General features: G+C 74.7%; 13 protein-coding genes and 1 pseudogene. 3 read left to right on the top strand and 11 right to left on the bottom strand.

Annotated elements, in window-relative coordinates:
- Nucleotides 1-114: 114 nt before the first annotated feature.
- Entirely contained in the window at nt 115-393 is a 279-nt protein-coding gene (locus NH602_RS19845) for a glutaredoxin family protein (protein ID WP_253068582.1), read from the bottom strand.
- A gap of 1 nt (nt 394) precedes the next feature.
- Nucleotides 395-1999 (bottom strand): class I adenylate-forming enzyme family protein, encoded by a 1605-nt coding sequence (locus NH602_RS19850; protein WP_253068583.1) that lies wholly within the window; start codon nt 1997-1999, stop codon nt 395-397.
- A 727-nt stretch (nt 2000-2726) separates the two neighbouring features.
- Between NH602_RS19850 and NH602_RS19855 the strand changes: the two genes are divergently transcribed.
- From NH602_RS19855 to NH602_RS19865, 3 genes are all read left to right on the top strand, one after another.
- Nucleotides 2727-3365: a sigma-70 family RNA polymerase sigma factor gene (locus tag NH602_RS19855; RefSeq protein ID WP_062398051.1), complete on the top strand. Its 639-nt coding sequence runs from the start codon at nt 2727-2729 to the stop codon at nt 3363-3365.
- Nucleotides 3366-3555: 190 nt separating this feature from the next.
- Nucleotides 3556-4974 (top strand): DUF5667 domain-containing protein, encoded by a 1419-nt coding sequence (locus tag NH602_RS19860; RefSeq protein ID WP_253068584.1) that lies wholly within the window; start codon nt 3556-3558, stop codon nt 4972-4974.
- 251 nt (nt 4975-5225) lie between these two features.
- Nucleotides 5226-6116: an HAD family phosphatase gene (locus NH602_RS19865; RefSeq protein WP_062398055.1), complete on the top strand. Its 891-nt coding sequence runs from the start codon at nt 5226-5228 to the stop codon at nt 6114-6116.
- Nucleotides 6117-6129: 13 nt separating this feature from the next.
- On the opposite strand, the gene NH602_RS19870 is transcribed toward NH602_RS19865, so the two are convergent.
- The 9 genes and pseudogenes from NH602_RS19870 to NH602_RS19910 all read right to left on the bottom strand — a co-directional run.
- The gene (locus NH602_RS19870) at nt 6130-6336 is read right to left on the bottom strand and encodes a DUF5313 family protein (protein WP_308292863.1); all 207 of its coding nucleotides are present in this window, start codon (nt 6334-6336) and stop codon (nt 6130-6132) included.
- Nucleotides 6337-6358: 22 nt separating this feature from the next.
- Entirely contained in the window at nt 6359-7324 is a 966-nt protein-coding gene (locus tag NH602_RS19875) for a lysophospholipid acyltransferase family protein (RefSeq protein WP_179763011.1), read from the bottom strand.
- Between the two features lie 77 nt (nt 7325-7401).
- Complete coding sequence (locus NH602_RS19880; RefSeq protein ID WP_253068585.1) at nt 7402-8448, bottom strand: NAD-dependent epimerase/dehydratase family protein; 1047 nt, start codon at nt 8446-8448, stop codon at nt 7402-7404.
- Nucleotides 8449-8623: 175 nt separating this feature from the next.
- Entirely contained in the window at nt 8624-8725 is a 102-nt protein-coding gene (locus tag NH602_RS19885; protein WP_010241351.1) for a 30S ribosomal protein bS22, read from the bottom strand.
- Between the two features lie 211 nt (nt 8726-8936).
- Entirely contained in the window at nt 8937-9149 is a 213-nt protein-coding gene (locus NH602_RS19890; RefSeq protein WP_253068586.1) for a helix-turn-helix domain-containing protein, read from the bottom strand.
- 185 nt (nt 9150-9334) lie between these two features.
- The gene (proC, locus tag NH602_RS19895; RefSeq protein WP_253068587.1) at nt 9335-10135 is read right to left on the bottom strand and encodes a pyrroline-5-carboxylate reductase; all 801 of its coding nucleotides are present in this window, start codon (nt 10133-10135) and stop codon (nt 9335-9337) included.
- A gap of 20 nt (nt 10136-10155) precedes the next feature.
- Nucleotides 10156-11001, bottom strand: coding sequence for a thioesterase family protein (locus tag NH602_RS19900; RefSeq protein ID WP_253068588.1), 846 nt, complete (start codon nt 10999-11001; stop codon nt 10156-10158).
- A 9-nt stretch (nt 11002-11010) separates the two neighbouring features.
- Nucleotides 11011-11865: a sugar phosphate isomerase/epimerase family protein gene (locus NH602_RS19905; protein ID WP_374210219.1), complete on the bottom strand. Its 855-nt coding sequence runs from the start codon at nt 11863-11865 to the stop codon at nt 11011-11013.
- Nucleotides 11866-11897: 32 nt separating this feature from the next.
- Nucleotides 11898-12717, bottom strand: a pseudogene (locus tag NH602_RS19910) (hypothetical protein); the annotation flags it as partial.

The raw sequence follows: 12717 nt of genomic DNA on the forward strand, positions 1-12717 counted from the left end.
CTGTTCACTTGTATCGGTGGTCCCGGACACCTTAACCCGCTGCTGTCAATCTCACGGGCGGTCGTTGATGCCGGACACACCGTCTTGTGGGCGACATCTGCGTCTCTACGCGGACTAGTCGAAAATGCCGGGTTTTCGTTCCACCAGCTCGGGCACCGGCCGGCCGCCAGGCCACGCGTGCAGGCGCTCCTCGTCCACCCGGAACGAGTCGTGCTCACGACCGTCGAGCAGCACCACCGGCACCTGGTCGCCGTACTCGGCGCGCAGCTCGTCGTCGGAGTCGACATCGACGGTGTCCCAGCCGGTGCCGGTCTCGGCGCACACCCGGGCCAGCACCTCGGCGGCGTCGTCGCACAGGTGGCAGCCCACCCGGGTCAGCAGTCGTACGCGCATCTCACATCCTCGCCAGTGTCCTTCGGGCGATCTTGCCCGTCGGGGTGCGGGGCAGCTCGTCGGCGAAGGCGACGACCGCGGGCCGCTTGAACCGGGCGAGCCGGGCCGCGCAGTGCGCGGCGACCGTCTCCTCGGTGAGCTCGGCGCCCGCGACCGGCACGATCACGGCCTTGACCGCGGCGCCGGTCCGGTCGTCGGGCACCCCGACGACGGCGACCTCGGCCACCGCGTCCAGCTCGGCGACGACCTGCTCCACCTCGCGCGGGTAGACGTTGAAGCCGTTGACGATGACCAGGTCCGAGGACCGGTCGACGAGGTGCAGGTCGCCGTCGGTGTCGAGGTAGCCGACGTCGGCGGTGACGAACCAGCCGTCCTCGCCCGGGCCGCCGGAGCCGTCGGGCCAGTAGCCGGAGAACAGGTTCGGCCCGCGCACCGCGATCAGTCCGGTGTCGTCGGACGGGTCGGAGCCGTCGTCGTAGTCCAGGTCGTCCAGCGGGTCCGCACCGCGCGGCTCGGGCTCCGGTGCGGGCCTGCGCTCCATCGGCTGCCCGTCGGCATCGACCAGGCGCAGCTCGACGCCGGGCAGCACCTGCCCGACCGAGCCGGGCTTGGCCGGTCGGCCCAGGTCGTTGCTGGTGACGACGGGCCCGCCCTCGGTGAGGCCGTAGCCCTCGTGCAGGTCCAGCCCGCTCGCCGCGCGGAAGTCCGCGAGCCAGCCCGCGGGCAGCGGCGCCCCGCCGGAGGTGCACAGCCGTACCCCGGCCATCGCGGCGCGCAGCCGCTCCGGGCCGAGGTCGAGCAGCATCCGGAACATCGACGGCACCCCGGCGACGACGCTGACCCGCTCCTCGACGACCGTCTCGGCCAGCCGGTCCGGGGAGAACCGGCCGGGCAGCACGACGGTCGCGCCGGTCCAGCAGACCTGCAGCAGCCCGGCGGCGAGGCCGTAGACGTGGAACAGGGGCAGCGCCAGCAGGACCCGGTCGACCCCGTTGACCGGCGCCGGGCGGAGCGCACCCGCCTGCTCGCGGTTGGCCAGCAGCGCGCGGTGCGACAGCTGTACCCCGCGCGGGCGCCCGGTGGTGCCGGAGGTGAACACGACCAGCGCGATGCGCTCGGGGTCGGCGGGAGCCCGGTCGACCGGGGCGTCCGGGACCGGGGCGGCCAGGTCCGGCGGGCCCAGCAGCGTCGCGCCGACGCCCTCGGCGCAGCCGGCCGCGACGGCGTCGTCGGGCCGGGCGACGACCGCGACCGGCCGGGCCTGGTCGAGCACGACCTCGAGCTCGCGGGTCACCGAGCCCGCGCCGAACGGTACGACGACCGCGTCTGCCCGCAGCGCGCCGAACAGGGCCACGCAGTAGCCGGCGCCGTCGGGCAGGCCGATCGCGACCCGGTCGCCGTGGCGGACACCCGCCGCACGCAGCCGGGCGGCCTCGGCGGAGACCGCGGCGTCGAACGCCGACCAGGTCAGCGTGAGCGGCGCCGCGCCGGACAGGTCACGGACGGCGTCGTGACCCGGACGCTCGGAGGCGTTGCGCGCCACCAGGTCGGCGAGGTGGGTGGGCCGGTCGGGACGGTGGCCCGGCACGGGGTCGGAACTCGGCACGGCGGTCTCCATCCTCGGACCCGCCGGGGCGGGGTCGGCTCGTCGGCACGCGTCGCCGCCAGTGTTCCAAACCCGGCCACGACCGTCGTGTCCCGAGGGACCGCTCACCGCTGTGTACGCCACGTGTCGATTCGGACACGCTTCGCGCACGGTTCGTCCACCGCGCGTATCGGGCCGCTCGCCGGAACGGCACGCGACGAGAGGCGGCGAGTGCGTTGCGCCACTCGACAGACGTCTATGCTCCGCCGCTACATGAAGTTCAACGCGTGAACCGCCGGTTCGTCGCGCGACTCACCCGAGGGAGTGGCATGCAGCTCGACGCCAGCGCGCCACGGCGCACACCGCGCCGCGCCGCGCGGGACGCGCCGGCGGTCCCCGCCGGCCGGGTCGCCCGCCGAGCCGTACCCCGTCCGACCCCCCGGGATCCATGACCCGGCCGATGCGACCGCACCGCCTGCTCCGACAGCAGCGCTCCGAGACCATCCCCGAGACCGTCCGTCCGAACCGGGCCCCCGAACCCGGCCAGGACAGACCCGACACCGTCCGCCCCCAGCCGGACGGGGAGGTGTCCGTGACTTCAGCGACCTCTGCACCGTCCCAGCCGACGGGGCCGATCGCGTCCGCTCCCCTGGTCGACGCTCCCCCCACGTACCCCGCAGGCCCCGCCCTACACCGCCCGGACGGCCGGACCACCCGGTCGGGTCCGCCCGGCCGTACCGAGCAGGACATGCCGATGCCACGACAGGCACCGCAGATCTCGCAGGAGCTGCAGCGCCCGGAGGCCGACCCGGCCGACGAGGCCGCCCGCGCCGTCGAGGACGCGAACAGCTCCTGGGCCCTGGTCGAGGCCTGCCAGGCCGGCGACGCGGCCGCGTTCGGCGAGCTCTACGAGCGCTACCACGACGTGGTCTACCGGTACGTGCTGTTCCGGATGGGCGACCGGTCCTTCGCCGAGGACGTGACGCAGGAGACCTTCGTCCGGGCACTGCGCCGGATCTCCTCGGTCAGCTACCAGGGCCGCGACATCGGGGCCTGGTTCGTCACCATCGCCCGGAACCTGATCTTCGACTACGTCAAGTCCAGCCGGTTCCGGCTGGAGCAGACGACCTCGGAGATCGTCGAGCTGTCGCCCAGCACCGGTGGTCCCGAGCAGCAGGTACTCGACATGGCCACCAACGACGAGCTGTTGGCCTCGATCGCCAAGCTCAACTCCGACCAGCGCGAATGCATCCAGTACCGGTTCCTCAAGGGCCTGTCGGTCGCCGAGACCGCCGAGCTGATGGACCGCAACGAGGGTGCGGTCAAGGCGCTGCAGCACCGCGCGGTGCGTCGTCTGGCGCAGCTCCTCCCGGACGGTCTGCGGTGAGCGGGTCTGCCGCCGGATCAGCCGGAACGCGAGAGGGTGTGTCGATCACTGCGCCGAACGCACTACTCGATGCGGTGAACGGTTTGAAGGCCGTAACCTCGTCCGCGGTCGGTCGTTGTACAGACCGGCGTGCACTGACGGCGCCACACGCGCCGACGAGCAGCGCGAGACTGCAGTGAGGACGGACGGCATGCCCAGGGCATGGGACGACGGGTACCCCGGCGACGACGGTTTCGACCGTGCGCCGGCGGGTGCCCCTGCATCGGAGGAGCTGGCGCACGAGATCGCGCTGGCCGCCGCGCTGGACCGTTCGCGGCGTGATCTCTCGCCCGATCCGCACTCCTCGGCCCGGATGCGGGCGCGGCTGTTCGAGGTGCTGGCCCAGGAGGGCGTCGGACAGCAGTCCGGCGGGTCCCCGTTCGGCGACCGGTTCGACCGCGTCGACCAGGCCGACCTCACCGCGCCGATCGGCCCTCCGATCGCCGACGACCTCGACTGGGACGCGGTGTCCAACCGCCGCGCCGCCGGCGAGCACGCCCCGGCCGCGGACGACCCGACCGGACGCAGCAGCCGTCCGCGCCGCGGCCGCCACGTGCTGCCGTCGGACCACCCGGACCATCCGGAGCAGGTGGGTGCCCCGGCCGGACCGGCCCGCGACGCCGAGGCCGGCCCCGGCCGCGACGACTCCGCCCGCCCTGCGCAGGCCGGCGCCCGGATGCTGGACCGCCGCCGTCCGAGCGTGCGCAAGCGCTTCGGCGTCGTCGTCGGCGGGTTCGCCGCGCTCGCGGTGATCGCCGGCGTGACCTCGACCGCCAGCCGCGACGCCCTGCCCGGCGACGCGATGTACGGCATGAAGCGCGCCAGCGAGAGCGTCGGCGGGGTGTTCACCGTCGGCCAGCAGGCCGAGGCCGCCCGCCAGCTCGACCTGGCCCGCTCCCGGGTCGACGAGCTGGAGAGCCTGGTCGCGCGGTCCACACCGCCGTCGCCGGACGCGGTCGCGTCCGCGATGGGCGACTTCGACCGGGCCACCAGCACCGGCAGCAGGCTGATGCTCACCGGCGCCGGGACCGACGGCGCGGACACCTCCCGCCTGGCCGAGCTGCGGACCTGGGCGGCCGCCCAGTCCGGGCGCATCACCCGTCTGCAGTCCGACCTGCCCGCCGAGAGCCGCGGGGAGACCTCGGAGGCGATCCGCCTGCTGGACCGGGTGCTCTCCCGGGCCGAGGCGCTGCGGGCCGGCACCGGCTGCGCCGCGGACAGCGGCGGCACCGTCGACGACCTCGGCCCGGTGCCCGGCGAGTGCCGCACCGCGGGCGGGCCGTCCTCGGCGCAGGCCGTCGAGCAGTCCGCGCCGGTGACGCCGTCGGAGACCGCGACCGGCACGCCGTCGCCGACCTCCGGTCCGGCGACCTCGACCTCGCAGGCCCCGACCACCTCGGGGTCCTCGGAGCAGGGCGGCGGGCTGCCGCTGCTGAACGGTGGTGGGTCGACCGCCTCCGACAGCGGGTCGGGCAGCTCGTCCGAGTCGTCGTCGGAGCAGGACCGCCTGCTGCCGCCGATCACGATCCCGCCGCTGCTGCCGGGCCTCGGCCCGGTCACCCTCGGCTGATCCGCTCCGGACACCGCGGGTACGGGCCCGGTACCCGGTGCGTCGACATGTGTCACGTACCGGAGGCCGGGCCCGCTCCCGCGTTCCGGCAGTAGGCTGGGGCCGCGCCCCGATCCCCTCGGGACGCGAGACGCCGTCGCACCAGGAAGGCCGCCGTGGTGAGTGATCCCGGGTCCGTCCCCCCTCTCGACCAGAGCGGGACCCGCGAGTCTCACCCGCCCACCCACACCGGGTTCTCCGAGGAGCCGGGGGTGCTGGAGCGGGCGACCGCCCTCGACTCCGCGCAGCGGGCCGGTCAGGCCTCCGCCGCCGCGGCCGTCGCCGCCGAGGCCGACGACCACCCCGACGGCCCGGAGGGCGGGGACGGCGCGCCGCCCGACCTCACCGCCGCCGCCTTCTTCGACTGCGACAACACGATGATGGTCGGCGCGTCGATCTTCCACTTCGCCCGCGGCCTGGCCGCGCGCAAGTTCTTCACCACCTCCGACATGGCCGGCTTCGCCTGGCAGCAGATCAAGTTCCGGGTCGGCGGCCGGGAGGACAAGGGCGGCATCGCGGGACACCGCGACACCGCGCTGTCGTTCGTCGCGGGCCGTCCGGTCGACGAGGTCGTCGCGCTCGGCGAGGAGATCTACGACGAGCTGATGTCGGACCGGATCTGGGCGGGGACCCGGGCGCTGGCCCAGATGCACCTCGACGCCGGCCAGCGGGTCTGGCTGGTCACCGCGACGCCGATCGAGCTGGCCCGCATCATCGCGCGGCGGCTCGGACTGACCGGGGCGCTGGGCACCGTCGCGGAGTCCGTCGACGGGCTCTACACCGGACGGCTGGTCGGCGAGATCCTGCACGGCCCGGCCAAGGCGCACGCTGTCCGCGCACTGGCCGCGTCGGAAGGGCTGGACCTGCGTCGCTGCACCGCGTACTCGGACTCGGTGAACGACGTCCCGATGCTCTCGGCGGTCGGCACCGCGGTCGCGGTGAACCCGGACTCCGAGCTGCGTGACGTCGCGAAGGCCCGCAACTGGCAGATCCGCGACTTCCGGACCGGGCGCAAGGCCGCCCGGATCGGGGTGCCCTCGGTGCTCGGCGCGGGCGCCGTCGCCGGGGCGGTGGCGGCCGGGATGGCCTACCGCAAGCGCTGACCCGCCCGGCCGCTCAGGGCGGCGGGGCCCCGCGGTAGCGCTCGGCGTAGCGGCGGGCGGCCTCGGCCGGCCCGTCGGCGGTGGCCTCCCGTCGCGTCGCGCGGGCGGTGCCCGCGGGGTAGCCGGCCTTCGTCACCCGGTGCTCGACGGACTCCTCCATCACGAACAGCGCGTACTGCAGCGACACCGCAGCCGTCCGCCGGCGGCGTACCAGAGCCACCGCAGCGGGTCCGGCCGCCGGATCATCCCAGGAACACGTTGCGCCGCTGGGACAGCAGCCGGTACAGCGTGTGCTGAATGGTCTCCCGGACCTGGTCGGTCAGGTTGAACACGAGCATCGGGTCGTCGGCGTCGGCCGGGGTGTGGTCGTCGGTGCGGATCGGCTCGCCGAACTCGATGTACCACTTCGACGGCAGCGGGATCAGCCCCGCCGGGCCGAGCAGCGGGAAGGTCGGCGTGACCGGGAAGTACGGCGCGCCGAACAGCCGGGCCAGCGGTGCGAGGTCGCCGATCTTGGGGTAGATCTCCTCGGCGCCGACGATCGAGCACGGGATGATCGGGACCCCGGTGCGGAGCGCGGCGGAGACGAACCCGCCGCGGCCGAACCGCTGCAGCTTGTAGCGGTCCCGGAACGGCTTGCCGATGCCCTTGAACCCCTCGGGGAACACCCCGACGAGCTCGCCGGAGGTCATGAGCCGCTCGGCGTCGGGGTTGCAGGCCAGCGTCGCGCCGGCCTTGCGGGCCAGCGAGCCGGAGACCGGCATGGTGAACATGAGGTCGGCGCCGAGCAGCCGCAGGTGCCGGTGCGACGGGTGGTCGTCGTGCACCGCGACGGTCGTCATCACCGCGTCGAGCGGCAGCGTCCCGGAGTGGTTGGCGACGATCAGCGCGCCACCGGTCTCGGGGATGTGGTGGGTGCCGATGGTCTCGACGCGGAACCAGCGCTTGTAGAGCGGGCGCAGGGCGGGCAGCACCATCGCGTCGGTGAGCTCGCGGTCGAATCCGAACTCGTCGATCGGGTAGTCGCCCGCGAGCCGGCGGCGCAGGAACTCCAGGACCTGCTCCAGCGCGGCCTCCCAGGCCGGGCCCTCGTCGTCCTCGGGCTCGGGTGCGGAGGCGACCGGAACGGGCCGCGCCGGCTCCTCCGCCCGCGCGGGCCGGGCAGGCCCCCGGTTGCCCCGGATCGGGATCACCCGCGCCTCGGCCATGCCGTCGCCCTTCGTCGTACCACCGCGGCCGCCCGGCCGTCCCTGCTCGCGCGCCCGCATGCCGCCGTCCCGCCCCGTCACCGCAGCGACCGGGCCAGACCGAGCACGCCCCGTTCGAGCGAGGCGATCCGCTCCGGGCCGAGCACCGGCGCCAGCGCCTTGCCGCGCACGAAGTCGTCGAAGGCCTGGGTGGTCGTCCACCGCGGCTCGAAGCCGAAGTCGTCGATCAGCCGGGTGAGGTCCACGACCCGGCCGAAGTTGAGGAAGCGCATCTGCTCCGGGGAGAAGTCGACGACGCGCGCGCCGCGCAGCACCCTGCTGACCGGGCCGACCGCGCCGCTCGGCACCGGGACGGCGATCTTGCCCGCGCGCCGGATGGCCTGGGACAGCATCAGCACCCCGTGCGCGGCGACGTTGAACACGCCCGGCAGCTCGTGGGTGGCGGCACGCTCGAGCACGGTGAGGCCGTCCTCCTCGTGCAGCAGCTGGATCCGGGCGTCGTAGCCCAGCACGGTGGGGACGACCGGCAGCGCGAAGTAGCGCGACAGCACGGTGTCCATCCGCGGGCCGATGAAGTTGGCGAACCGCAGGACCGTGGTGGTGACGTCCGGGCGGCGACGGCTGAACCCGCGCAGGTAGCCCTCGATCTCCGCGGCGTCCTTGGCGTACCCGCCCGAGGGCAGGTCCTTGGCCCCGATGGCCTCGTCGAACACGGCGGGGTCGCGGGAGCTGGAGCCGTAGACCGCGGTCGTCGACTTGAGCACGACCCGGCGCACGCTGGTCGCCTTCTGGCACGCGGCGAGGAGCTGCATCGTGCCGATGACGTTCATCTCCTTCATCGTCGCGCGGCCGCCCGCCGAGGCGGGGCTGGCCGAGAGCGACGCGTGCACGACGGTGTCGACGTTCGCCGAGGAGATGACCTTCGCGATGAGCGGGTTGCGGATGTCGGCGCGCACGAACTCGGCGCGGCCCATCCGCTTCAGCAGATCCCGGGGCGGGGGGACGGTGTCCACGCCCAGCACCCGGTCGATGGCCGGGTCGGCCGCCAGCCGGGCCGCGAGGTGCCCGCCGAGGAAGCCGCTGACCCCGGTGACCAGCACGACGTTCGGGGTCGGCCGGTCCATGGGAGCTCCGTTCACCGGGTGCTGACGCGAGATCGTGCCGATCGTAGTCCCGGCCCGTCACACCGGGCAGGTACGCGGGCACGTGAGGTGCGCGACGCGTCCGTCCGGGGGACGGACCGCCACAACGACACCGGCCGCGCACCCGCGGGGAGCGGGGGCGCGGCCGGTGCGCGAGTCACTTGCCGAGCTTGCGGCGCTGCACCCGGGTCTTGCGCAGCAGCTTGCGGTGCTTCTTCTTCGACATCCGCTTGCGGCGCTTCTTGATGACCGAGCCCATGTGGGTGCTCCTCCTGTGTCGACGCAGATCGTCAGCGACCGCTCCACCGGGTGACCTCGGAGTGGGCCGCCCGCACGATCCGTGCACGTGGACACGAGGCGCGGGCCGGGCGACGCCCGCCGGAGCGGAGCGACGACGCGATGCGACCGGTGGGGGTCGGCAGCCGGTTCACCAGTCTACCCGGGCGTACCGGCCTTCACCCCACCGGGGATCAGCCCGCGTCGAAGTAGGCGTTGCGCAGGTAGTCCTCGACCGCGCGCTGCGGCACGCGGAACGAACGACCGACCCGCGCGGCGGGCAGCTCGCCGGAGTGCACGAGCCGGTACACGGTCATCTTCGAGACGCGCATCATCGACGCGACCTCGGCCACCGTCAGGAACTGGACCTGGGACGGCCGTAGGGGCTCGTGACGTTCCGCCGCCATGGGGCACCGCCTTCCTCCCCCGAGACGGGTTCCCCGGTTCGCCCGGTGGTGGGGGATGCAGATGCAGTCTACCGGGGCGGATGTGACGATCGGTCCGCCAGAGGGGGCCCGATCGTGCTACAGCACGGCGCGTCCGTGTGACTTTGCGTCATACGATGAGCTGAACGAGGGACCGACGGCCCGGGTCAGCCGCGACCGAGCGCCACCGAGCGGTCGTGCGCCGCGGTGACCGCGTCGGCCAGGGCCGCACGCAACCCGTGCCGCTCCAGCTCGCGCAGGGCGGCCGCCGTCGTCCCGGCCGGCGAGGTGACGTTCTCCCGCAGCACCGCGGGGTGCTCGCCGGTCTCGCGCAGCATCCGCGCGGCACCGAGCGCGGTCTGCACGGTCAGCTCGGTCGCGTCGGGGCGGGTCAGGCCCAGCCCGACGCCCGCCTCGATCATCGCCTCGGCGACGAGGAAGAAGTACGCGGGCCCGGAGCCGGACAGCGCGGTCGCGGCGTCCTGCTTCGCCTCGTCCAGGCGCAGCACCGCGCCGACGGTGGACAGCAGTGCCTCGGTCTCGTCGAGGTGCGCGGGGGTCGCGTGCGCACCCGGGGAGATCGCGCACATCGCCGCGCCGAGCAGCATCGGGGTGTTCGGCATGACCCGCACGACCGGCGTGCCGTCGGGCAGGGCGCCCTCGAACAGCGAGGTCGGCAGTCCCGCGCACAGCGACACGACGAGCGCGCCCGGCTCCAGCGCCCCGGCGACCTCGCCGAGCAGCGTGACGACGTCCTGCGGCTTGACGGCGACGACGACCGTCCCGGCCCCGCGCACCGCCTCGTCGACCGGGGCCGCGGCGACCCCCAGCGACGCGGTCAGCTCCTGCGCCCGCGCCGGGTACCGCTCGGCGACCACCAGGTCACCGGCGTCCCGCCCGGCCGCCAGCAGCCCGCCGAGCAGCGCCTCGCCGATCCGTCCCCCGCCCAGTACCGCGATCCTCGTCATGGGGGCAGCGTAGGAACCCCTCAGCGGGCCAGCGGGGCCAGGGCGAGCTGCCGGGCCTGGCAGACGGTGCGGCCGCGCGCGTCGACGACGGTGACGTCCTCGTCGAACTGCGCGCTCGACACCCCGCCGCCGGCGGGCGGGCTCGACACCGCGCGGGACCGGGACCCGACCCGCAGCCAGCCCGAGGCGGGGCGGGCCCGCAGCAGCGCGGTGAGCTGCACCGTCGGCGCCCAGCCGAACGTCCCGCCGAGGTTGAACACGGTCGGGGGCAGGATGTCGCCGGCCATCAGCGCGAACAACACGTCCGGCTCCTCGCCGCGCGGGCGGACCCAGCCGGTCATCTCCGGCGGACCGGTCTCGCCGCGCAGGAACGGCAGCGCGCCGCGCGGGTAGCGCAGCTCGCAGGCGGCGGCCAGGCCGCGCGCGCCGCCCTCGGCCGACGCCGGGTCGAGCGCGTCCGGATCCGGTTCGACGGCGAGCGCGGAGCCGCCGTCCAGGCGTGGGACCTCGGTCGGCAGCACGCCGGCGGTGACGGTGGAGTGCAGCATGAGCCTGCCCTCCTGGTGCAGCCGCACGGCGACCGTGGACACCGTCCGCCCAATCTTGAGCGGGTCGGTCGTGATCTCGACCGGGCCCAGGTCGGGCGCGCGCAGGAAGTCCACGGCGACGGCCAGTGGGTCGGGCGCGGGGGCGTCGTCGGCCGCGAGGCGGGCCAGCCCGGACTTGGCCATGAGCACCATCAGCAGACCGCCGAAGGCCTTGTCCCCGATCGCCCAGGTCTCGTCGAGCCGGGCGCGGAACCGGCCGTCCCCGAGGTGCTCGATCACGTGCGAGTCGGCGAAGGGCCGGACCGTCGTACTGCTCATGCGGGCATGTTACCCACGGGTAGGGGCGGCGGCGGACATCGTCGGTGTGAGGTGCAGCCGGGCGAACAGCAGCGACTCGGCGAGCAGCGCCGTGCGCTCCTGCCGGGTCCGGCAGCGCCGGGTCGACACCTCCAGGACGACGGTGCCGCCGTCCGCGGCGAACCGGGAGTCCGCCAGGCGCTGGCACACCTCGGCGCACGGTTGCGCCCCGCGGCCGGGGACCAGGTGCTCGTCGCGCGGGGCACCGGAGCCGTCGGTGAGGTGCAGGTGGGTGAGCCGGTCCCCCATCCGCCCGGCGAGGTCGAGGGCATCGACGCCGGCCGCGGCGGTGTGCGACAGGTCGAGGGTGTACGCGCCGAACCCGACCTCGGTCGGGTCGTGGCCGAGCGCGTAGGGCACGGTGCTGATCGCGCCGCGGGTCACCGGAAACATGTTCTCCACCGGCAGCGTGACGTCGTGGACCTCGTGGGCGCGGACGACCTCGTCGGCGAAGACGCCGGCGTAGCGGCGCTGCCAGCGGAACGGCGGGTGCACCACCACGGTGCGCGCGCCGAGCCGGGCCGCGACCTCGACGGTGCGCCGCAGCCGGTGCACCGGGTCGGCCCCCCAGACGCGCTGGGTGACGGCGAGACAGGGGGCGTGCACGGCGAGGATCGGCACCCCGTGGCGGTGCGCGAGGCGCTCGACCGCGCGCGGGTCCTGGCTGACCGGGTCGGTCCAGATCATGAGCTCGACGCCGTCGTAGCCCAGCTCACCGGCGATCTCGAACCCGGCGGCGACGCCCTCCGGGTAGACCGAGGCCGTGGACAGCGCGACGGGTGCCGCCCCGGGCAGGTCGGCGGTGGACGGGCGCGACGATGTCACGAATCGTGGAGTCGTCACACCGTCGCTCATCGTTACCGGTCCAACAACACCAGGATCGCCGGGGACACGGTCAGCAGCAGCCCGACGAGCACCGCGAACAACGTGGTCCTCAGGTCGTCGTTGCGCAGCAGGGCCCGCACGCCGAGCACGAGCCCGACGGTCAGCACGACCGCGAGCGACAGCGCCACGATCGGCAGCGAGGTCCACAGGTAGCGGAACAGCACCCAGATCGCCGCACCGGCGACGGCGCCGCCGATCCACTGGGCGATGACGACCGCCCAGGCCTGGCCGGTTCCGGCCGCACCGGCCGGGGTGTCGCCGTCGAGGCCCGCGGGCGGCTGCGCACCGCTGTCGGTGACGGCACCGCGGCGTCCGGAGCGGCGACGCGGGGGCTCGTCCTCCTCGACGGCGCCGGCGGCGAGCTCGCCGTGGTCCTCGTAGTCGTCGTAGTCGTCGTCCTGCGGGCGCTCGGGGGCGAGCACGCCGGTGCGGCCGCCGTCGGCGGAGCCGGGTCCGTCGTCGTACCCGGCGGGGCCGTGGCGGTCGTCGTAGCGGGGGTCGGCGTCGTAGCCCCGGCTCTCGTAGCCCCGGTCGTCACGGCCCAGGTCGTCGTCACCCTGCCGGTCGTCGTAGTCGTCGGTGTACGGGTCGTAGGCGCCGGTCGGCGGGCCCGCGTCGGCCGGATGCGGACGAGGGCCGTCGTGCTCGTCGTCCAGCGGCGGGGCGCCGAACTGGGTGGGCGGGCCGCCGTCGTCGTCGGCCGTGGGGGCCGGGCGGCGGGCGCCGAGCCGGCTGGTGGGGATCTCGTCGGGGCCGTCGTCGGCCGCGCCGGGCGGGGGGCCGTACGGGCCG

This window comes from Pseudonocardia sp. McavD-2-B (assembly GCF_024124365.1).
GTDB lineage: Bacteria > Actinomycetota > Actinomycetes > Mycobacteriales > Pseudonocardiaceae > Pseudonocardia > Pseudonocardia alni.